Annotated in this window: 19 protein-coding genes and 1 tRNA gene; 13 read left to right on the forward strand and 7 right to left on the reverse strand. The window is 60.4% G+C overall.

The annotated features are described in order from the left end of the window. Positions 1-202 precede the first annotated feature (202 nt). Positions 203-1,606: a S53 family peptidase gene (locus tag A4R35_RS14905; protein WP_189361843.1), complete on the reverse strand. Its 1,404-nt coding sequence runs from the start codon at positions 1,604-1,606 to the stop codon at positions 203-205. 625 nt (positions 1,607-2,231) lie between these two features. Between A4R35_RS14905 and A4R35_RS14910 the strand changes: the two genes are divergently transcribed. Then, positions 2,232-3,026, forward strand: a complete 795-nt coding sequence (locus A4R35_RS14910) for a hypothetical protein (RefSeq protein WP_112430692.1) — start codon at positions 2,232-2,234, stop codon at positions 3,024-3,026. A 139-nt stretch (positions 3,027-3,165) separates the two neighbouring features. Here the strand turns inward: A4R35_RS14910 and A4R35_RS14915 are convergent, their stop codons facing one another. Further along, complete coding sequence (locus A4R35_RS14915) at positions 3,166-3,462, reverse strand: hypothetical protein (protein ID WP_112430694.1); 297 nt, start codon at positions 3,460-3,462, stop codon at positions 3,166-3,168. Positions 3,463-3,961: 499 nt separating this feature from the next. Between A4R35_RS14915 and A4R35_RS14920 the strand changes: the two genes are divergently transcribed. Together A4R35_RS14920 and A4R35_RS14925 are read left to right on the forward strand one after the other, a co-directional pair. Then, complete coding sequence (locus A4R35_RS14920; protein WP_189361845.1) at positions 3,962-4,765, forward strand: RNA polymerase sigma factor; 804 nt, start codon at positions 3,962-3,964, stop codon at positions 4,763-4,765. A gap of 13 nt (positions 4,766-4,778) precedes the next feature. After that, positions 4,779-5,453 carry a helix-turn-helix domain-containing protein gene (locus tag A4R35_RS14925; RefSeq protein WP_189361847.1) on the forward strand — a complete coding sequence of 225 codons (675 nt, stop codon included), beginning with the start codon at positions 4,779-4,781 and terminating at the stop codon, positions 5,451-5,453. 17 nt (positions 5,454-5,470) lie between these two features. On the opposite strand, the gene A4R35_RS14930 is transcribed toward A4R35_RS14925, so the two are convergent. Then, the gene (locus tag A4R35_RS14930) at positions 5,471-6,211 is read right to left on the reverse strand and encodes a class I SAM-dependent methyltransferase (RefSeq protein WP_189361849.1); all 741 of its coding nucleotides are present in this window, start codon (positions 6,209-6,211) and stop codon (positions 5,471-5,473) included. 234 nt (positions 6,212-6,445) lie between these two features. Between A4R35_RS14930 and ffh the strand changes: the two genes are divergently transcribed. Together ffh and A4R35_RS14940 are read left to right on the forward strand one after the other, a co-directional pair. After that, positions 6,446-7,936: a signal recognition particle protein gene (ffh, locus tag A4R35_RS14935; protein ID WP_112434222.1), complete on the forward strand. Its 1,491-nt coding sequence runs from the start codon at positions 6,446-6,448 to the stop codon at positions 7,934-7,936. A gap of 5 nt (positions 7,937-7,941) precedes the next feature. Then, the gene (locus A4R35_RS14940) at positions 7,942-9,648 is read left to right on the forward strand and encodes a L,D-transpeptidase (RefSeq protein ID WP_112430702.1); all 1,707 of its coding nucleotides are present in this window, start codon (positions 7,942-7,944) and stop codon (positions 9,646-9,648) included. A 208-nt stretch (positions 9,649-9,856) separates the two neighbouring features. On the opposite strand, the gene A4R35_RS14945 is transcribed toward A4R35_RS14940, so the two are convergent. The 4 genes from A4R35_RS14945 to A4R35_RS14965 all read right to left on the reverse strand — a co-directional run bounded on the left by A4R35_RS14945 (position 9,857) and on the right by A4R35_RS14965 (position 13,391). Next, a complete protein-coding gene (locus A4R35_RS14945; RefSeq protein WP_112430704.1) occupies positions 9,857-11,383 on the reverse strand; it encodes a DUF3536 domain-containing protein in 1,527 nt (508 codons plus the stop codon). A gap of 265 nt (positions 11,384-11,648) precedes the next feature. Then, the gene (locus A4R35_RS14950) at positions 11,649-12,179 is read right to left on the reverse strand and encodes an HNH endonuclease (RefSeq protein ID WP_069803347.1); all 531 of its coding nucleotides are present in this window, start codon (positions 12,177-12,179) and stop codon (positions 11,649-11,651) included. Positions 12,180-12,638: 459 nt separating this feature from the next. Then, a tRNA-Pro gene (locus A4R35_RS14960) sits at positions 12,639-12,714 on the reverse strand. A gap of 302 nt (positions 12,715-13,016) precedes the next feature. Beyond that, a complete protein-coding gene (locus A4R35_RS14965; protein ID WP_146747230.1) occupies positions 13,017-13,391 on the reverse strand; it encodes a hypothetical protein in 375 nt (124 codons plus the stop codon). A 358-nt stretch (positions 13,392-13,749) separates the two neighbouring features. Between A4R35_RS14965 and A4R35_RS14970 the strand changes: the two genes are divergently transcribed. The 8 genes from A4R35_RS14970 (at position 13,750) to A4R35_RS15005 (ending at position 21,339) form a co-directional block, all read left to right on the forward strand. Beyond that, complete coding sequence (locus A4R35_RS14970; RefSeq protein ID WP_399357555.1) at positions 13,750-14,253, forward strand: RrF2 family transcriptional regulator; 504 nt, start codon at positions 13,750-13,752, stop codon at positions 14,251-14,253. A 438-nt stretch (positions 14,254-14,691) separates the two neighbouring features. Continuing rightward, positions 14,692-15,507: a Fe-S cluster assembly ATPase SufC gene (gene sufC / locus A4R35_RS14975; protein ID WP_112430710.1), complete on the forward strand. Its 816-nt coding sequence runs from the start codon at positions 14,692-14,694 to the stop codon at positions 15,505-15,507. Continuing rightward, positions 15,500-16,960, forward strand: coding sequence for a Fe-S cluster assembly protein SufD (gene sufD / locus A4R35_RS14980; RefSeq protein WP_112430712.1), 1,461 nt, complete (start codon positions 15,500-15,502; stop codon positions 16,958-16,960). Before sufC ends, sufD begins: the two co-directional genes overlap by 8 nt. 254 nt (positions 16,961-17,214) lie before the next feature. Further along, positions 17,215-18,474, forward strand: a complete 1,260-nt coding sequence (locus A4R35_RS14985; protein WP_112430714.1) for a cysteine desulfurase — start codon at positions 17,215-17,217, stop codon at positions 18,472-18,474. 245 nt (positions 18,475-18,719) lie between these two features. After that, on the forward strand, positions 18,720-19,130 hold the full coding sequence (sufU, locus tag A4R35_RS14990; RefSeq protein WP_112430716.1) for a Fe-S cluster assembly sulfur transfer protein SufU: 411 nt from the start codon (positions 18,720-18,722) through the stop codon (positions 19,128-19,130). Between the two features lie 70 nt (positions 19,131-19,200). Then, positions 19,201-19,935 carry an SDR family NAD(P)-dependent oxidoreductase gene (locus tag A4R35_RS14995; RefSeq protein ID WP_112430718.1) on the forward strand — a complete coding sequence of 245 codons (735 nt, stop codon included), beginning with the start codon at positions 19,201-19,203 and terminating at the stop codon, positions 19,933-19,935. Between the two features lie 157 nt (positions 19,936-20,092). Then, on the forward strand, positions 20,093-20,410 hold the full coding sequence (locus A4R35_RS15000) for a Rieske (2Fe-2S) protein (RefSeq protein WP_112430720.1): 318 nt from the start codon (positions 20,093-20,095) through the stop codon (positions 20,408-20,410). A gap of 329 nt (positions 20,411-20,739) precedes the next feature. Further along, complete coding sequence (locus A4R35_RS15005) at positions 20,740-21,339, forward strand: metal-dependent hydrolase (RefSeq protein WP_112430722.1); 600 nt, start codon at positions 20,740-20,742, stop codon at positions 21,337-21,339. Positions 21,340-21,400: the final 61 nt, after the last annotated feature.

Consider the following 21,400-nt stretch of genomic DNA (forward strand, 5'->3'; position numbering starts at 1 on the left):
TATAGATAAAAATGCTGAAAAATGGAAGGAACGGGGGATAGGAGAAAGAAGCTGAGGCAGGGAGAAGGGGCGACTAGAGGAATAGACTGGGGAGAGAGAGGCCGAGCGACGCGGGTGAGGGCCGACTTTGCCTCTTCTCTTCCCAGTCTGACTTGCGATCAGTCAAGTCTCTGGCTTACTAGCTGGTAAGCCAGAGGTTGTCTTACAGAGAGCGAGCGCGCGCCAGATCGCGGCCCGACGTACCGCAGCCGAAGGCCACCAGCAGCGGCAGGAGATGGGCCACGCGAGGCGTTCCCCAACCGGTCACGGGGTCCCAGCCCTTCGAGGCGGAGTAGCCGTTAATCGTCACCGAGTTGCCATTGGCGTCGGTGCCCGTGAAGGTATTATTCCCCGTCGTGATGTCGTGGAAAGCCTGTGCATAGAGCGGAGAATGACCGATCAGGTAGAAGGCGGGATTGAGGAAGCCAACGCGGTGATGGCCCAGCTGATCGGCCAGGGCTGTAATGCCAGCCCACTGGGGCGAGCCAGCGCTCGTACCGCCAAAGCGGAAGACCAGGTCCTGGCCCAGGCCAGACGAACTCCACACGGCCAGCACGCCGCCGTCGACTGCAGCGTTGTAGGCCACATCGGGCACACCACGGTAGCGACCGATGCCGGCGGTGCCGAACTGGTAGAATGGCTTCGGATAGATGGTGCTGAAGCCGCCACCGCTGGCTGCCTCGTACTGCGGCTCGTTCCAGGCCGTCTCACTCTGGTAGGCGCCAGTCTGGCCATCGGCGATCAGCTTCGTTCCTCCGACGCCTGTCACCAGCGGGTCACTGGCTGGGGAGCTAACGCTGAGGAAATAGGAATTGCCGTCGCAGGTATACTGAGCCGCCCCCTGGTCGCCCGAAGAAGCGAAGAGGGTAATACCCTTCAGCGTGGCCTCCAGGAACAGCTCGTGCTCCTGGCGCAGCAGCTTTGGATCGACGCAGCTCTCGCCCTCGCCAAAGCTCTGGGAGATCACATCGCCTAGATTATGGCGAATCGCATAGCGGGTCGCGCTGAGGATGTCCGTATCCTGATTGGACTTGGCCAGCACCAGCACGATGTGGGCGTCAGGGGCGATGGCATGGGCCCACTCCACATCAAGCGTAATCTCGCCTGCCCAGCCTACCTGGTTCGCATCGTTTGGATCGAAGGGAGTCAATCCGTCCGGTGCGACGATGGTGAAGGGTGGATCGGGCAGACCGAAGATAGAGTCAAACGTCTGCAGGTCGTGGGTGATAGTGGGACTCTGGTAGGCGTCAATAATAACGATCGAGCGTCCTTTTCCTGTAATCCCTTTATTCAGGATCGGCGTGATCTCATATGCTTCGCGAATCTGCTTGGGGCCATAGCAGTTGGGCGGCGTGGTCGTCTGACAGCGGAAGGTTGTATCGCTACGAGCAACACCTACGTACTCGTACTGCGGACGCACCACGGCGAAGCCGTGCACGCCGCGAGTCGTCAGTGCCGCCGCGCTCGCTCCTCCGCTGAGGCCAAGACTGAGCACCAGCATAGCGCAGACCGCTACTGCGGTAATGAGCAGGCGCGAGAGCCGACGGACGAGAGCTAGATCGTTCATCAATGTCTGACCCCCTTTTTCAAAACATAGTGCCTTAAGACAGTAGAGAAAACTCGTGCCTGGTGCGGATAGAGGGGAATAGGAATGGCACCCGCTTATAGTATACATGGTCTTCCTGCTTTTTTTAAAGAGGAACAGGTTGATAGAAGGTAAAGATCTAGCTTAAGAAATCTAAACATATAGCGTTCCTTTGTCTGCTCGTTTACTTACGCGCGGAATCATCGCTAGCGGCAGACCAGTCCCCCTTCGCGCTCCCCTCTTGCTGTAAAGCCGCTCTCGCAGTGAAAGGCCCGCCACCACGGTGACTGCGTCACTTTCCTGCCAGGCCGCTCGTATACTGAAAAAGGAAGAGGAAAAGAAGAGCAGCAGGCGGGTGGTCAGCCGCCTCATCCAGATGAGGAAGGAGAGATGTGCTATGACAGGCTCACTGGAAAAACCGTTGCTTCGGGAGTCGCGACCTGGCGAAGGGGGTGCGGACGCGCTGAGGCCGTGCAACCTCGCCGCCACTGGAGAGGGAGAGACACCTACGGAGAAGCAAGAGAGGGTAGGGGAAGCGCTTCTCTCTCGGACTGCCTCGACAGCCGCTAAGGTTCATAGACAGCGGCCACAGGTGGACGCTGCTGAGATGGAGGCGGTTGAAACTGTCGCTGCAGCTGAGGCCACGCAGGAGCGTCGGGCCGTCGCTGCTCCACGGCAGGGGCAGGAGGCACTGGTGGTAGCATCGCTGGGCGCTGCAACAGCCGATCACAATGAAGATACCCTTCCGTTAGAGCGCCCTACCCAGGGCGGCCCAGGGCCACAGGCTGCTTTCTATAGCGCGCCGACGCTACCAGTACTGCCACAGGAGCCGCCCCATACCGCTCAGAAGTCCCAGCGCTGGCCCCAAGGCCGCCGGGGCCAACCCTGGCCAGGACCGCGCCAGCGAGCCGCTCAAGAAAGGGCGGGCGGCCCCTCTTTCAAGAAACTCTGGATAGGAACGCTCATCGCCTCTTTGCTTTTGCTCCTGGTAAGCGTCAGCCTCCTGGTCTATCTTTTAGGGGTGTTGGCGGCGCGTGAGGGTCTCTCTCCGGCCTCGCTTCTCCCAGCGACTGCCAGCGGCAAGCTGGCGGGGGCACAGCCTGGACAGGGTAGCGCGGCCATCGAGCTGGCCCTCTTTCCCCAGAGTTTCAGCCCAGCCAACTGTCTTCCCGATAACGGTTATCGCTGTACAGCAACCCTCATGGCTAGCGGGCCGGCGGGCAGTGTGCGCTGGCAAGCCTGGTCCCAGGGTGTAGCCGCCCGCTTTAGCCCCGCCAATGGCAGCATTGAGCCAGGGCAACAGCAACAAGTGATCATTTATCTCCCTGCGACCTGTCCAGCCTCGGGGAAACTCCTCTTCTCCTGGAATAACCGGCAGCTGAGCGTGCCCTGGCACTGCTGAAACGCCGCCGCTAGCAGACTACCTGCGCATGGCGGCGTGTGGAATGTGTTCGGCCCCGACGCGCCAGTTTCGTTCCTGCCCAGCCTGGCCCTGAGTCCGGCAGGCTCCAGACCGGACCAGACTGAGACTGGCCCCCCACTCAGCGGGGAAGATCGGGGCGTGACTTGCGCAGCCGGAGCCAGCCCTTCTCTTTAGGCAGCTCTTCCTGGCTGTCCTGTCCTTGGGCCCTCAGCCCCATCTGCTCCAGGAAGCGAATCCCCGTTTCACTCCATGTGACGCCAGCGGCCAGCTCAATGACCTGGTCGCTGCGCACAGGAACCGGACGATAGCCCGGGGGCGGCTCCGTGGCCTGTGGTCCGGGGCGCGACGTTGGCCACTGTGGATACTTCGGTGCGACGGTCGGTACTTGTGACGGCGTTACCTTTTCCAGCTCCATCTCTATTGACCACCTTCTTTCTCTTGGCTCACGGCCTCAAAAAGCGTAGCAGCGTAGGAAGATATAATGAGCGGAGTGCGCTCTCTACGCTGGAGATCAGTCCTCACTACAGCTGAAAACCTGTATTAAGGAAAAGGAGACAGGTCATCCAGCTAGATGATAACGCAAAGCGGGCGCCTAGTCCATAGCGTTGTCGCGCTGTCTTGCTCAGCTATTTAGTTAGCAGGGGTGAGGAGACCAGACCGCCCCGGCTGGCCAGGGAGGCAAGGCTGTCAGTCAGCTTGCTTAAGGAGGATCTTTCTGCTATGCTGCCGGGCGAGAGCAGAGGGACGGGAGCATTTCCCACTGAGAGAAGGCGCGCGCAGGCCAGGCTGGCTTTTCCGTTTCGGCCAGCCGCGGCAAGAAAGAGATAATAGCGAGTCGCCCTTAAGGAGACGCGCTTACTGCCATGCCTGGGGAAACCGGATCAGCTGAAACAAGACAAGGGGAGAGCATAGGCATGATCAACCTGCAGGACCCCACGCTCAGGGAGCAACTACGGCGCAAGACCCCGGAAGGCCGCTATCTGGTTAGCGAGGCCGAGCTGGTGCTGGCGATCCGTGCTTGTGATGCACAGGGAGACAGCGAGCGTGTCCAGCTCATCTGCGAGGTGCTGGTCGAGCGCTGCGCACCAGAATTTCAGCGGCGCTCTCAGGGCTTACGTCATCGACCCGATCTGCGCGAGGAAGCGATTGCCAACATGTTTGAGCATCTTCTGCGCGAAGCTCTCAATCCACAGGAGGTGTTCATGGTTCAGAACTTCCCCCGCTATTTGCGCTGTCTCTGCGCAGACGAGTTCACGCGCGTCCTCCGTCAGGAGGGACTGCACTACCGACGTGACAGCGAGGGGCGCCCGGCGGGGCAGCCGCAGCACATCCCGCGGTCTTTAATGGAATCGCTCCAGACAGGCTTCTCTGAGGAAGAAGGATCGCCCGGCGCCGACGTGGCTGATCCCCAGGATGCCTATGAGCGCCTGCACGCTCTTGAAGAGAGCAGGCGCATTCTAACCTATCTCTCGGACCCGCTCGATCGCAAGATTATGGTGCTGCGCGTCTTCCAGGGGTTGAAGTGGGACGATATCGCGCAGCTTTGTCAGCGGACCGAGCGCACAGTGCGTCTACGCTATGAGAAGGCCCGGGCTTATCTGCGCGCCTGCCTCGATCGCGAGCGAGAGGAGTCGGAAGCAGCGCAGATGCGTCAGCAGCATCAGCGACAACCAGCCCAGCATGTGCCCACCGCTCATGGGCAAAACCAGCAAAGGTGAGGAGGCGTCAATCATGGCAAGCATCGACAGCCAGACAATCCAGCAGCTGAAGATGGCCTGGCTGGCCGCCGAGGAACGCGGCGATAAGCAGGCTCAAATGGCACTCTTGCGCGCGCATCCAGAGGCTCAGGAGGCTCTCATTGACTTTATCGCCGCCTACCACGCTACGGCGCTAGAACAGGAACATGGCGCGCTCGCCTCGCCTCAAGAAATCCAGCTGCTGCCCCTGACGGAACGCGCTCGTCAGCGTGCACTGGCGCGCGTCTTCGGCCTCAGCCAAAGCAGCGATGCCAGTGCTCAGGCCCGGCCCGAAGCCTCGGCGACCTCGCTTGCTGCCGTTAAGACGCTGCGTGAGCTGCGCCAGCGACGTCGGCTCAGTCTGACTGAGGCGGCGCGTGGCCTGCGCCTGGGCGTCGATGTCTGGAAAAAGTTTGAGGAGGGTCTGATCGATCTGCTCAGTCTCAGCGCACGCCAGCTTGAGCGGCTGGCCAGCTTCTTTGACATTAGTCCGCAAGAGTTCGCCGAACTGCTGCGCCATAGTCAGCCAACCCTGGCCCTCAATCGCCGGCAGACTGGCGAGGCGGCTCGGCGACAACGTCAGGAGACACCCGTCAGGCAAAGCTTTGCCGAGGCTATTGCCCGCAGTGATATGAGCGAGCAGGAGAAGCGCGCCTGGTTAGAGGAGTGAACTCGGCGCCTTGCTACTTAGCCTGTCCTCTTACTTCCCTGGCTTGCTCGCCTGCGAGGCTCTGAGCGGAGCGGGCTGCCTTGCTGCGACGCAGGCAGGCGCACCGCGTAGCCGAGGTAATGGAGCCTCGTGAGGCGACATAGACTCCAGAGGAAGCCGCCGTTGGTGGGGCCGCCGGGGGGCAAGCCAGCGATCTCTGCTGGTTGCAGGCCATAGGCGGTCAGCAGGAAGGCCAGCTCGCGGGGACGAATGAGGCTCCGAGGGCGGGCAGCGCCTTCCAATCCGAGGGCCAGTGGTAGGCGCTCCCCCAGCCAGCTCAACAGCAGGCGAGACGGCCAGCTGCCATTGAGGGCCTCAAAGACCAGCAGGCCGCCTGGCGCCAGCACGCGTGCCATTTCGGCAATAGCTGCCCGTAGATCCCTGACTTGCGCCAGCTCCTGCAAACAGACTACCATTGAGAAAGAGCCGCTGGCGAAGGGCAGGGCCTCAGCCTGCCCAGATAGATAGGTGATCACGTGGCCCAGGACTCTCTCCCGGGCGTGGCGCTGCGTCTGCTCCAGAACCAGTGGCGAATCGTCGAGGCCCAGGATGATGGCCCCACGCCGCGCCAGCTCCTCGCAGAGCTGGCCTTGACCACAGCCCACAATCAGGATCTCCTCTTGTCCAAGGGCTGGTCCCCCATAAAGGCGCGCCACAGCCGCCTCCACATAATCACAGCGCGCCACTGTCAACTGCGATTGCCACCGGGAAGAGTGCATATTGGCAAAAATCCTTTTTTGCCAGCGTTTTATCATAAGCATACCAGTCCTCTCTCTAATGAGACCATAAGCGATGCTCATCGATTATATAGTAATAGGAATGGTCGCTTTTCGTCGGAGAGTTATACAGAAAAGGGAGTATCCTTACAACGAGTGCAAACAGAGCCGGGAAAGATGGTATAATAGGGCGACTGATTACGCGATTGGTGGAGAGAGGAACCTGTTCCTATGGCTATGTTTGAAAGTCTCTCAAAGCGCCTTGAAGGTATCTTCAGCGGGCTGAGTGGCAAGGGGAAACTGACCGAGGCCGACGTCAACGAGGCCATGCGCGAGGTGCGCCTGGCCCTGCTGGAAGCGGATGTCAACCTGCGCGTTGTGCGCCAGTTTGTCGAACGCGTGCGGGCCAAAGCCATTGGAGCCGAGGTCTTGGGGAGCTTCTCGCCGGCTCAGCAAGTGCTGCAGATCGTGCATGAAGAACTCATAGACATGCTGGGTGGCGAAGGGAGTCAGAACCGGCTGGACCTGGGTGGCCCGCCACCCAATGTCATCATGCTGGTCGGGTTGCAAGGCTCAGGCAAGACTACCACGGCGGCGAAGCTGGCCAACTATCTGCGCAAGGAGGGCCAGCGTCCGCTACTCGTGGCCGCTGACATGTATCGGCCAGCGGCTGTGCGCCAGCTCCAGACGCTGGGCAAGCAGCTCTCGATTCCGGTGTACGCCGAGCCGATGGGGGCCAACCCGGTCGATATCTGCGTCCATGCTGTTGACTACGCTCGCGAGCAGGCTGCCTCTGTCGTTATTCTGGATACTGCCGGGCGTCTCAACATAGACGAGCAGATGATGCAGGAGGTCATCGCCATTCGCAAGCGCGTGCAGCCGCGCGAGGTGCTCCTCGTCGCCGACGCTATGACTGGCCAGGAGGCGGTACGCGTGGCCAGCGACTTCAACCAGGCCGTGGCTCTGACAGGGATGATTCTGACCAAGATGGATGGCGATGCTCGTGGTGGCGCAGCGCTCTCGATCCGGGCGGTCACGGGGGTGCCTGTTAAGTTTCTGGGCGTCGGAGAAAAGACGGATGCTCTGGAGCCGTTTTATCCCGACCGTCTGGCCTCGCGTATACTGGGAATGGGCGATGTCCTGACCCTCATCGAGCGGGCGCAGGAAGCCATTGATCAGCAAGAGGCGCTCCAGACGCAGGCCCGCCTGCAGCAGGGGCAGTTTGATCTGGAGGACTTCCTCAAGGCGATGCGCCAGCTCAAGCGCATGGGGCCGCTGCGCTCCATTCTGGAGATGTTACCTGGCTTTAACAAGCTGGCCGCCCTGCCCGAGATGGATGAGGCCCTGGAGGGCGATCCTTTGAAGCATATCGAGGCGATCATTCTCTCGATGACTCCCGAGGAGAGGCGCAATCCAGATATTATTAATGGCAGCCGACGCCGGCGCATTGCACGCGGCAGCGGCACCAGCGTGCAGGAGATCAATCAGCTCCTCACCCAGTTCAATGAGACGCGCGCCATGCTGCGCCAACTCGCCAGCGGCAAAGGTCCCTGGGCCCGCTTGCTGCGCCAGTACGCCAGCGATGGGGGCGGCCTGGCGGCTAGCTTGCCCGGTATGCCAGCCGCTCCGAGCCTGCCTCAGTTGAACAGCGGGGAGCCTAAGAAGACCGGCAAGGCTGCCCGTAAGGAACGAAAAAAGCAAAAGGCCAAGCAGAAAAAGAGGAGGTAATCCCCATGCCGGCCAGACCTCAGCCCCGCGCGCGCCCGCCCGCGCCTGCTGCGCTGCTCTTGCTGAGTCTGATGCTGCTCCTACTGCTCATGAGTGCCTGCGGCGGCGATTCCCAGGCCCGCCAGCAGGCCAGCCAGAGCAAGGATCAGCTCGATCAGCTGCTGCGCTATGCGCTCTCTATTGGTGTGCCTGCTACGCTACTGCAACCGATCCAAAAGCAGGAGACGACTCTCAGCAGTGGCTCCCCTCCGTTTTCCCCATTCGACGATCGGCCAGTCACCGCCTACTATACACGTTTGACCAATCAATACAAGCATTTGCAAGAACAAACTAAACAAGTCATTAATACGACTACTGAACAATTTCAGGCGCGGGCCCAGCAGGATATGCAGAATTTTCAAGATGCTTTGACGGCGCGCCGCGTCGATGGTTTTGGCAACCTGCAATTTTTTACGCAGCAATATCAACGTGATCAGAGCCTGATGGCAACTGCGCGCTATCCTCGGGATTATGCTGCTATCAGTAATGAGGCCCAGACCCAAACCCAGGCTTTAGATCTGATGAAAGCGACGCATGATCGTCTGACGGCCTTGCAGAGTACGATCAAGCAGCTCCAGAAGGCCAACATCGATGTAACGGCCATGCAGGCCCAATATCAAGATGATGTGCAGACCTTCAACCAGGCCGTCAAGCCCACGGATTTTCAGCATTTGCAGAACCTGATCAATGCCCAATACGAGCTAGCGGTGGTCAATTCTATTCAGGCCGTACCCTATGTTGGCAGCGCCAAGCTGAATACGTTTAAGGCTCAGCTCGACGATCTGAAGAAGTATGGCGTTGATGCCAGTAGCTATCAGCAGCGCTACAATGCTGACAAGGCGGCGATGGAGCGGGCCACGACCCTGGAGCAGTATCTGGCAGTCTCGCGTCAGATCGACGCCGACATGGCCGCCATGTATCCCGATCTCGTCCGCGGAGAAGCCTACTGGCTGGTGAATGAGATCGATCGCCAGGCTCGCAGCTGGGGCAAAGCCAATTTCTATCATGATAAATTTGATGGGAACAATTACATTCTCGATGCTGGCTATACCCTTGACGGTATTGGCTACTGGCTCAATCGAGAGCTGAGCTGGACCTATACCACTGAGGACTACCAGGCGGTAGTCGATGAGGAGCAGAACGAGCTGTTCAATCTCCATATGATGGAGCAGAACTACAACGACCACACGCCATACAACAAGGTCCACCAGACCGACCTGCAAATCCTCGATCACTATCACCTGCGCAGCTCTCAGGTACTGATGGTCTCCTTCACCGAGCAGGCCATGCGCGTCTACGATCACGGTAAGCTGGTCAACGCCTTCCTGGTCACCACAGGCCGGGTCGAGCGTCCGGCCCTGCCCGGCGTCTGGCCGACGCAGAACCGTGAATCGCCGACGGAATTTAAGTCGAGCGATCCTCCGGGTTCCCCTTACTACTATCCTCCCACCCATATCAACTATGCCATTCTCTATCACTGGGGTGGGTTCTTCGTCCATGATGCCTGGTGGCGTGTCGACTTCGGGCCTGGCACTCAGTTCCCCCACTATGACAGTGGAGGCGATGAGAGCTTTGCAGGAAACGGCAGCCACGGCTGTGTAAACGTCCAGGAGGATCAGATGGCCTGGCTCTATGGCCACACTGACTGGAACACCGTGATCGTGATCTACTGATCGTACTGATCGCCTGACCGTAATGGTGGCCGCAACAAGCACACGGGCGCTGCTCCCTCAAACAGAGCAGCGCCCGCTTTGTGGAACCGGGAGGAGGGCTGGTGCCTGGCCGGGTGGGGCGGAGAGCATGATCAGCTGAGGGAGGTGGCAGGCAGCCAGCCAGACAGCCAGCCAGACAGACAGACAAGCTGGCTGCCTGCCTGGGAAGTCAGGCCACATCCTCGCCTTCGCCGTTCGGTACCAGCTCCTGGGGAGTAGACAGGGGAGGCAGCAGATCGGCAGGCACCCGTGGCAGGTGCAGGTAGAGATCTACCCCACTCAGGGGACGACGCCAGCTGCGGGCCGCGCGCAGGTCCTGCAGAAAATCACGTTGTAGATCAACGCCCAGGGCCTGCCAGAAGAGGCTGATGGCCCGTCGGGCGAAAGCCAGGGCATTGCGCGGCTCAATGCGGTCCAGATCCTCAAAGAAAAAGGCGCAGCTGGTGAAGCTGCACAGCAGGTAGTACTCGGCCTCCAACAGCAGCAGGGCGCGCCGACGTTTCTCAGCGAGGGCGGCTTTCGCCGTGGAACCAACGGGTCTGGCGAACTCCTCCCAGAAGCTTTCAGGCGAGCGCCAGCTATTGCGCAGAGCCAGATAGCCATTGCGGGCCGCCCAGGGGTCGCGTAGCACCTCTGCGGCGAAGCGTTCGAAGAGTTGATCGCCGCGGGTGGCTAGACGGTTCAGGGCCTGGCGCAAGGCCCCTTTCCAGTCGCTGCGTCCTTCGGTACAGGAGCAGCCGCGGGCCCAGCGATCGACGCCGTGAAAGCAGCTCCAGGATGTTGGCGTGCGTAGCGTCACCTCACGACGCGGTGGATGCAAGCGCAGATAGTGCTCCAGCGTGCAGAGCTGGAAACCAGCCGCCTCAGCGCTATAGCGCACCAGGCGAGTCAGGAACTTATCGCGCCAGATCCAATGGTGGCCGTACAGCTCGCCGTCGGTGGCGATCACAATCAGCTGCGGCTCACCTCGCTCCAGTTTTTCCGGCACCAGATGAGCGGGCAAGATTGTCGAAGCAAAGTGGTCGGCGTTCACCGTCACGTTGCCGTCGAACGAGACTGCTCCTGAGAGCGGAGCGTGGTAGAAGAAGACCGTCATGCTGCGATTGGCGGGCAGGCGCACCAGATACGGCTCCGTCACATCCACCGGGGTGGCGGCCTGCCAGGGAGCCAGCACTGTAAAGGTGACGCCACAGCGCGCCAGCAGATCGAGCGTCTCCATATCCACCGCCGTCTCCGGCAGCCACATCCCTACAGCCTCGCGACCGTAGCGCTGGCGGAAATCCTGCAGGCCCCAGATGATCTGCGTATACTTATCGCGACTATTGGCCAGGGGGAGGATCACATGATGGTAGGGATGAGCCAGGGCGTTGCCGCTGCCGTAGCGCAGGCGGTGTTGCCGGTCGGCCTCAATGATGGTCTGATGAACGCCAGGGTGATGGTCGGCCAGCCAGGAGGCCAGCGTTGGCCCCATATCATAGCTGATCAGCTCGAAATTGCCGGCCTCGGCATTGGGGCGGTAACATTCCGCCGTAATCTTCTCGTTGAAATTGGCAAAGGGAGCGGCTTCGGCCTCGGCGGGAATAGCGCCAGTGAAAGGGTCCTCGCGCGGGGGCTGGTAGAAGTGCCCGTGGAGGCAGAGGAAGAGAGGCGCAGCGCCGGGCGTTGCAGCCTCGCTCACCGCTTGCTGTTCAAGCATAGACCAATGAACCTTCTCATCTGCTCACAGAGTTAGCTGCTGCGCGACCGACCCCGGCCTCTACCTGCGGCGCTCCTCTCTGCGCACAACCCAGCCAACCCGTGGCATATAAGATATACGCACGCAGAGAGAAGCGCGTTCCACTCAGCGTGTCGCGGCAGCCGTAGCCCGGCTGACCCTGGCCCAGCGATAGCTAGCTATCGCTGGCTGGCGTGCCTGTCGTAGCGCAGGGTCGGTGGCCCGGTGGCCCGGTAGCTTGCCCGGCTCAGGCCGAGCGCGACTGCGTACTCATCAAGAACTCCTCGTAAGCCTGACGGAGCTTCGGGTAACGCAGCAGAAAGACGCCGGCGTACTCCTGCGTTAGCGGACGAGGCTGGCGGATCAGACGCATATTGGCCTCTTTAAGGAGGCGATTGCCCTTCTTACTATTGCAGGCTTTGCAAGAAGTCACCAGGTTTTCCCAGGTGCTCTTGCCGCCACGCGAGCGCGGGATCACATGGTCGAGCGTCAGCTCGCGGGTCCGCTTGCCGCAGTACTGACAGGTTTCCTCGTCGCGCAGGAAGATATTGGCGCGCGTGGGCTGGAGGGCGACGCGCGGAACACGGACGTTGGCGAGCAATTGCACGATCACGGGCCGCTCGTGGTCGAGGCGGCGGGCCTGAATATTCTCCTCAATCGCCTTGCGAACCTCGTCGTCCAGGAAAGTCACCTTTTTCTTCGACAGCAGGACGACCAGACGACGCTCTGAGATGACCGAGAGAGGCTGAAAGGAAGAGTTCAGAACTAGGACAGGCATGAATGGCTTTCCTTCCTCTCTGTCAGAGCTGAACCACCGGGCAGACAGCGAGGAGGAAGCCGAACCGGGGCTAGAGGAGGAGAGAGGCCGGGGCCTCACCTCTCGTCAGCTTCTCATCGCCGCCTGCGTTGCTCACCGATTGGCCAGGGAGACGGGCGTTGACATTGCACGATCAGGCAGGGGTTGGACAGACCACCGATCTGAGCGCTGAGGAGCTGGTGAACCGCCAGTGAGCTGCTGAGAAGTGGATAGAGGGTGCGAGAAGACGAGACTCTATCCATCATACCTTCTGCTTTGCGCAAGCGGTGCTGCACCGTAATCGAATGCTCCATGCTCCAGCGGATCGGACCGGTAGTCGAGCCTGACCTAACCTCAGCCGACCGTTGAGCTAGCCGGCTGTTGGGCCGGCCAGGTAACAAACCAACGAGAGATGAGCTCCAGGAAGAGAAAGTGCCAACTTGGTCGGGGTGAGAGGACTCGAACCTCCGACCTCAGCGTCCCGAACGCTGCGCGCTAGCCACTGCGCTACACCCCGCTAAACCGACTCGTGCAAGTTCTTCGCCGGTCTCGCTCGTTTGCCCTGCTCGGTTATTCCCCTTCTGCGCAATCGATGAGGCGAAACGAACATCCTACGAGAACATCACCAGCCCAGCCTGAGCTGGTGGTGAGGCCGGGCGAAAACGTTGCGTTGCAGGCAGTCGCTACGTCTGTGGCTCTTGACGAGCGGCCTGCGGGCGCAGGCGTTCTCGCATGCCTCTTGTCATTGCATAGTATAGCACAGGCGGTCTTGGCTTGGCAATAGGGTAGACGAGAGAAAAGGGCGAGGTTGCTGAGCTGTTAGCCGGGCGCGGCCTCGCTGGAAGGGTTGCTGGCTGTCTCTGGCGTGCTCTCGCCAGGTGCGGGAGCCTTGACCGCTGCTTCAGGCGGCTGAGACTGGGCTTTCTCCTCGGCCTCCTCTATCAGGCTCCCGTCGGGTCGCTCGTAGATGGTTCCCTTGAGGGAGGAATAGCCGATAGTAAAGCCGCCGGGCACGTGGCGCAGCCGCTCCCAATAGACCGGGAAGTCGGCGCGGCGGATGAACTCCTCGATCTGGCGGCGCACGTCGTTCTCATCGATGGCATAAAATTGCTGGAGGTAAAGGGCGGAGTCTCCCCGGTTGTATTCAAAGAGCCAGAGGCTCTTCTTAATGAGCTTCCCTTCTTCTTCCATCATCTAGCTCCTTGCTGTTCACTGTCTACTCCCCTTGCTGTGGAGTCCTCTCAATCGCATTACAGCTCTCCCTCTATAGTAGCCGTTTTTCGCTCTTCTTTGAAGATAGGATTGATATCATGCCAATGGAATGATCGGTCGGTCTCTGAGGCCAGTTCTGGTGGCTTCCAGGCTGGTCGTACCGTGTAGCACTATGGCGGAGCAGCCTGGCGGCGGCGAGCCGCCACAGAGCGAGGTTGACGCTCTCCCGCCGGAAGTGCTAGAATATATCCTAGTGAGCAGGTCGGATTAAGAGTAACCTGCGTAGGAGCGATGAAAGCGAGGAATCAGCATTCCCCACGGGGCGAGAAAGGAGCGAGCCATGATTTTGAGAGTCTCCACAAAAGGCGAGTATGGTGTACGCCTCATGGTTGATCTGGCTCGCCACTACTACAGCTCGCGCCCGCGGTCATTGACCGATATTGCCCAGGCCGAGCAGTTGTCTCTGGCGTACCTGGAGCAGCTGGTGAAGCTTCTGCGTGAGTCTGAGCCGCCGCTGGTGATCAGCACACGCGGGGCGCATGGCGGTTATCGGCTGAGTCGCCCGCCGGAGGAGATCACGATGGGGGAGATTGTGCGGGTCCTGGAAGGGCCGATTGCACCCATGATCTGTGCGACCGAGGGAGAGATGACGCAGATCTGCAGTCTGCTTGACTCCTGCAAGACGAAGTTCCTCTGGGCCAGGGTACGCGATGCGGTTGCTCAGACGCTGGATTCGATGACTCTCGCCGATTTGGTGGGCGCCTCCGAGCAGGAGACGCAGAACGCTCCAACGCACTTTATCTCCATCTCGGACATCCGTGTGGCTCCGTCTTCGGCGCTGTGAGCTGAGCTGAGCTGAGCTGAGCCGAGGCGGCTGGGGCTGGTGGGCCGGGGAGAGGCCGGTGGGGCCTGCCGATGGGGCGAGGGTTGGGTGGGTTGGCGTTGGTTGGCTAAAGTGGTCGCAAGATGACCGCGAGGAGAGCTGAAAACTCGGCTCGATTCAAGGGCCGCGGCAGACTCCCAGTTTTAGATACAGTGACATAGACAGGCAGACAGACTGACAGGCTGATGAGCGAACAGCTCTTTGCCTCCCTGCTCAGCTTGGTACAACACCCAGGCAGCCAGCCTGTCAACGACCTAACTAACCAGCTCGCTCCGCCTCTGTTTGCGGCTCTGCTCCGGTCCTACCTGTGCAGCCTTGCAGAGGACGGGAAGCGATGGCTGTCAGGCTGAGGTAGTGTAATCGTATCTCAAGCTCTTCCAAGGAGGATGGTTTTCGCTAATGGCTTCAGAATTGGTCATTAAGAATCTTCACGCCAGCATCGAGGGCAAACCCATTTTGCGCGGCGTCGACCTGGTGGTGCGTCAGGGCGAGGTTCATGCCCTGATGGGCCCCAATGGCTCCGGCAAGAGTACGCTCGCCAACGTCATTATGGGCAACCCCAAGTACGAGGTCACCGACGGCGAAATCTGGTTTAAGGGGGAGAATATTCTCGAATATTCGCCGGATCGTCGTGCTCGCATGGGCCTCTTCCTGGCGTTCCAATATCCGATGGCAATCCCAGGGGTGAGTGTGGCCAACTTCCTGCGCCGCGCGCTGGAGGCTGTACGCGAGGGACCCCGGCCCGTTGGCGAGGAGAACCCCAGCGGCAGACCCGCCCCGCGCAAGACGATCCCTCCCTCTGAGTTCCGCAATCTGCTGCGCGAAAAGATGAAGCTGCTGAAGGTCGATAACAGCTTCATCAACCGCTCGATCAACGATGGCTTCTCCGGCGGCGAGAAGAAGCGTGCAGAGATCCTGCAGATGGCCCTGCTGGAGCCGGAGATCGCCATGATGGATGAGACCGACTCGGGCCTCGATATCGACGCCCTTAAGATCGTCTCCGATAGCGTCAATGCCCTCCGCGGTCCCAAGCTGGGCCTGCTGGTAATTACGCACTATCAGCGCATCCTCAATTACATTGTGCCTGATTTCGTGCATGTAATGTTCGACGGTCGTATTGTGCGTTCCGGCGGCAAGGAGCTGGCCCTGGAGCTGGAGGAGAAGGGTTACGAGTGGCTCCGTCCCGAGGGGAGCGAGGTGGCTGTCAATGACTGAGGCTCTGGCGACAACCGGCTTTTCTCGTGAGGCGGTGATCGCGCTCTCGCGTCGCAAGGGTGAGCCTGAGTGGATGCTGCAGAAGCGGCTGCAAGCTTGGGAAATTTATGAGCAGACGCCAGCTCCCCTGGGACGGCGTGGCGACCTGGGGACGCTGCAGCGATTGGCGCGCTTCCATTTTCAGGAGCTGTATCCCTATCTGCCTGCCGATGGCAATGGGGCGCTGCCGGCTCCCATCGAGGAGGGGCTGCGTGATGCTCTCGTCGGCGCCTCGGAGCGTTCGGGCCTGGTGCTGCAGCGCAATAGCTCGGTGGTGCGTGTCGAGTTGTCCGAGGAGCTGAGGAGCCGCGGCGTGATTCTCACCGACCTTGATACGGCGGTGCGCGAGCACGGCGATCTGGTGCAGCGCTACTTTATGACTCAGGCTGTGCCCTTGGCCACCGATAAGTATACGGCTCTCCACGCGGCCTTCTGGAGTGGTGGCATCTTTCTCTACATTCCCAGTGGCGTGGAGATCGAGGAGCCGATCCTGGCTCAGATCTGGCTCGATGCCCCGGCGGCGGCGGCCTTCGCCCACACCTTGATTATCGCTGATGAGCTGAGCAGCGCTCGCTATGTGGAGGAATATGCCTCGGCTTTCGAGGGCGAGCAGCCTTCTCTGCTAAGCGCAGTGGTCGAGGTCTTTACAAAGAATGGGGCGCGCATCGAGTACACCAGCCTCCAGGACCTGGGGCGCAATGTCTGGAGTGTGATGCATAAGAATTCGATCCACGAGGCCGATAGCAGCGTCTCGTGGGTAATGGCCGATCTTGGCAGCCGCCTGACGTTCTCCAATATCGGCTCGAATCTGATCGGTAATGGCAGCGCCACCGAGCTGGTGGGTGTCTTCTTCAGCGACCAGGATCAGCGCTTTGTGATTAAGAGCCTCTCGAATCACGTGGGCCTGTCGACGAACGCTGAGACCCTGGTGCATGGGGCGCTGGCCGATGAGTCGCGCGTGGAGTTCGATGGGATGATCCGCGTGCAGCCAGGAGCTCAGCAGACGGCTTCCTTCCTGTCGGAGCATAATCTGCTGCTGAGCAAGCATTGCCGTGCGGAGGCCATTCCTGGTCTGGAGATCGGCGCCAACGAGGTGAGCGCGAGCCACGGTGCAACGACCGGCCAGGTTGATGAGGAGCAGCTCTTCTACTTGATGGCTCGGGGCCTTCCCAGGGACGAGGCCGAGCGGATCATTGTCCAGGGCTTCTTTGAGCCGGTCCTGCAGCGTATTACGCTCGATAGTCTGCGCACGCGCCTGCGCCGTAATATTGTGCGCCGCATGCGGGGCGGCCATGAGTCGGAAGCCGACTGGATCGAGGCTCAGGAGCGCTGGGAGATCGAAGGCGTCGATGAGGGCGCGGTGAGCTTTGATCGTCCTTCGGAAGAGGAGGAGATCCGTCTGCTGCCAGAGTAGGCCCGGGGAGTGGTGCCTACTGCCCCCGTCTGGCCAGGGACGGAGGATGCGAGCCTTGCTCGCTCGCGGCTCCTCCTCTCTTTCTTTGCTTTCTGGCTGGCTGTTGGCTGCTGTTGCGCTCGCCGGGGGACGCGAGGGAGGATCTGGGCTGGCTATCGCTCTTCCTTCCTCCCTGCTTGTCTGCCTGATACTCTACGGGAGATGCAGTCCCATCCGACGAGCGAATTGTTGAAAGAAAGAGATCAGGGAATACCATGCAGGACGTTGTTGAGGTGCGCCGCGAGCCGCGCAGTGTGGAGGAGATCCGAGGCGATTTCCCAATCCTGTCGCGGCAGGTTCATGGCAAGCCGCTGGTCTATCTGGATAGTGCGGCCAGTTCGCAGAAGCCGCTGGCGGTCATTGAGGCCATGAATGCCTACTATCGCAGCTCTCATGCCAATGTGCACCGTGGCGTCTATGAGATCAGCGAGGAGGCCACCGAGGCCCTGGAGCGCGCGCGGACGAAGGTGGCGCGCTTTATCAACGCGCGCCAGAGCAAGCAGGTCATTTTTACGCGCAATACGACCGAGAGCATTAATCTGGTGGCCTATAGCTGGGGTTGGGCGAACGTCAAGGCCGGCGACCTGATCGTGCTGACAACGATGGAGCATCACAGCAATCTGGTCCCCTGGCAGCTGCTGGCTCAGCGCAGTGGAGCGCGGCTGGAGTTTGTGCCGTTGACGCCCGAGGGGCTGCTGCAGCTGGATGTCTACGCCCGGCTGCTGGAGCAAGGGCCGAAGCTGGTGGCTTTTACTCAAATGTCCAATGTCCTGGGGACGATTAATCCCGTGAAGGAGATGATCGCTCAGGCCCACGCTGCGGGGGCTGTGGCCCTGGTCGATGCCGCTCAGAGCGCGCCTCATTTGCCGCTGGATGTCCAGGAGCTGGATGCTGATTTTGTTTGCTTCAGTGGCCATAAGATGCTGGGTCCGACAGGGATCGGCGTGCTCTACGGCAAGCGCGAGCTGCTAGAGGCCATGCCGCCTTTTCTCGGCGGCGGTGATATGATCCGTAGTGTCAGTCTGCGCTCCTCGACCTGGAACGATCTGCCCTGGAAGTTTGAGGCGGGAACGCCGGCCATCGCTGAGGCTGTTGGTCTGGGGGCGGCTGTCGATTATTTGAGCGCGCTCGGTATGGATTGGGTCCGCCAGCATGAGCGCTCGATAACGGCCTATGCCCTGGAGCGCTTGCAGACGGTTCCTCAGCTGCAGATCTATGGGCCGCTCACGGAGGAGCTGCGCGGCGGCGTGGTTTCTTTCTCGCTGGCTGATATCCATCCCCACGATCTGGCCTCCATTCTCGATCAGGAGTTCGGGGTAGCGATTCGTGCTGGCCATCATTGCGCACAGCCTCTGATGGAGCATCTGGGCCTGGTGGCCACGGCCCGCGCCAGCTTCTATGTCTATACGCTGCCGGAGGAGATCGATGTGCTGGTACAGGGACTGCGGCGGGCGCTGGAGATTTTTCAAGTCTAGGTCTATACTATAATAATCCCGTGCCTGGCCGCTTTACGCTGCCTGCTTGACTGCCGGCAAAACTGTCGCTGCTGCGCTGACTGGCTGGCCGCGCCTGCGCCGGGCCGTGAAGCACGGGAACCGGGTGCGGTGAGGTAGACAGGGGGGAGAGAGAGGCAGAAGCCAAAAGATGAGGGAGGGGGCTGTGGCAGGTCTCTCCAGGCTATCTTGCCGCCTGGTTGATTCCTTACCTGGGAGGCAGCGCTATGTCGATGGATTATCGCGAGTATATTCTGGACCATTACCGTGATCCGCGCAACTATGGGCGGCTGGAGAATCCAACGGTGCACGTGGAGGATTCCAATCCGCTCTGTGGCGATCAGGTGAGCATGGATCTCCTGGTGGAAGGCGATCATGTTACGGCGGTGCGCTTTCAGGGCCGGGGCTGCGCGATCAGCCAGGCGGCCACTTCGATGCTGACAGAGATGGTGCAGGGCAAGAGTGTCCAGGAAGTGGTGCGTCTGGGCAAAGATGACATCCTGGAGGCGCTGGGTATTCCGATCAGTCCTGCGCGCATGAAGTGTGCCTTCTTAGGGCTGCGTGTTCTCCATAAAAGCCTGGTCCTGGCTGGCCTGGAGCGCCCGGAGCATGCCGATGAGCACGATGATGAGCTGTGAGTCTGATTGATGAAGCCTGGCGAGGCGGTGCCGCGGATGCATGTAGTGACGGAAAGGAGCTGCCTGAACGATGCGCCTGGAAGGAAAAGTTGCGGTGATTACCGGCGTGAGTCATCCGGGCCAGATGGGCTTCGCCCTGGCCGGCTTTTTTGCTGAGGAGGGGGCGACGCTGGTGATCACCTCGCGCAGCGCGGAACGCGTAGCGGCCCGGGTTGCCGAGCTGCAGACGCGAGGCGCCAGGGTCAAGGGGGTGGCTGTCGATCTGACCAGCGAGCAGGGGGCGCAGCGCCTGGTTGAGGAGGCAGTGGCCTGGCAGGGCCGCATCGATGTGCTGGTCAATCTGGCTGGCGGGCTGACGAAGTATGGTCCCCCTCACGAGTATTCGCTGCAGGACTGGGAGAAGGAGCTGAATAATAATCTACGCACGGCCTTTCTCTGCACGCGCGCGGTTTGGCCGGTGATGCTGGCCCAGGGCGGTGGCAAGATTATCAACTTTAGTCGGGCCTACAGCATTCAGAATGCGGGGGCGCAGACGTTGGCCTACAACTGTGCCAAGGCTGGGGTGGATGCCCTGACCCGTACTTTTGCTCAGGCAGGCAAGGCGGTCGGGATCTATGTAAACGCGATTGCCCCGGGTCTGATTGCGACGCAGTCCAATCTCGACGAGCTGCATCCCTCGCCCGAGGAGCTGCGCACCAGATGGGTCAGTCCGCGTGAGATTGCTGAGGTGGCCATCTTTCTGGCTACTGCCGCCAGCGATGGCGTCACTGGGGCCATTATCCCTGTCCAGGGACGCGGCATCTGAACGGTCTGAAGGCTGAGCGAGCGCTGTGGAATGTCCGTCTGCTGGCTTGTCACAGGCCAGCGACGGCGTTCTGCGTCCGGGCAAGCGCTACAGTGGGCTACAGTGGCTACAACGGGTTATAAGCAAATCAAAGCTCGCGAGGGGAAATGAAGCTGCCATGAGTGAGTTTCTCGCCGTTGCACGCTGGGATGAGCTGGGAGAAGGGGAGCTGCTGGGAGTAGAGGTCGATGGTGAGCTGATCTGTCTGGCTAAGATCGATGGTGTGGTCTATGCCTGTAATGGTGAATGTACCCACGTTGGTGGGCGTCTTTACGAGGGAGAGCTGCAGGACGGCGTGCTCACCTGCCCCGTCCACGGCGCACAGTTCGACCTTCGCACGGGCAAAGTCCTGCGTGGTCCTGCCCGTCAGGACCTGGTGCTCTATCCTGTGCGTGTTGAGGACGGCCTGATTAAGGTTGCTCTTCCTCCCGATTGAGTTTTCAATCTCGGCAATAAACTGACTGGTCAGTTCATGAAGGTTCAGGCTGGAGCCAGACGCCTCTTGCGCTGGTCTGGCGCTCACTTGCTTATAGCTTTTTGACCAACCTCGGTCTCAGCGGAGAGATGGCCAGGTGCGAGCGAGCAGGAGGGAGACAAAAGAAGCTGGTCTTTTCTCTGGGGAGCGGGCCAGCGCCATCGCCCTGGGATGCTGATTCTGCGTGGAAATCCTCTTGCGCAGTCACTGAAGACCCCCTACAATAGCCGCGTGAAACCTTCGCTCAAGGACGAAGCTCAATCTTTGCTGCGGATGGAGAAAACGCTGTTATGGTAGGCAGGTCACATCTTCTTATTGGCCTCACGGCAGGTGTTGTTCTGGACAGCCTGGTTCACCTGAGTGGACCCCCGATTACCCTGGCTCCCAGTGTCCCGCTCAAGCTCGTCGTAGCTAAGGCAATCTACTATGTGGCTGTGGGCTTTGGCGCGTTGCTGCCGGATATCGATAACGCTCATAGCACACTTGGGCGCAAGTTCGGCTGGATCAGCCGTGAGATCCAGCACATAGCAGGCCATCGTACCCTTTTTCACAGTCTGCTTGGTCTGCTGCTCGGCTCCCTGCTCGCGCTGGGGGCTCAGCAACTGGTGCTCTACTTGCTCGCGATGCGCGGTCTGAGTGCACCGGCCAGCCTCATGAATGCGACCCATATGATCTTCTTCGCCGTGCTCTTCGGCTGCGTCGTCCATATTCTCTGTGATGCCCTTACCGAAGGCGGTGTGCCCTTACTCTGGCCCAACCCGAAGCGCTTTGGCTTCCCACCTAATCCGAAGTGGCGCTTCCGCACAGGCACGTGGCCGGAGTATGTCATTGTCTGGTCCTTTATCGTCCTGGTAGGCATCGGTATCTGGCAGAATGTCATTTATATATAAGAGGGCCGATAGAGGAAGGGGGAACGGAGCCGGGCGTGGGAGATAGCGAGGTGAGGTGGCA

The sequence above is a fragment of the Thermogemmatispora tikiterensis genome (genome assembly GCF_003268475.1).
Taxonomy (GTDB): Bacteria; Chloroflexota; Ktedonobacteria; order Ktedonobacterales; family Ktedonobacteraceae; genus Thermogemmatispora; species Thermogemmatispora tikiterensis.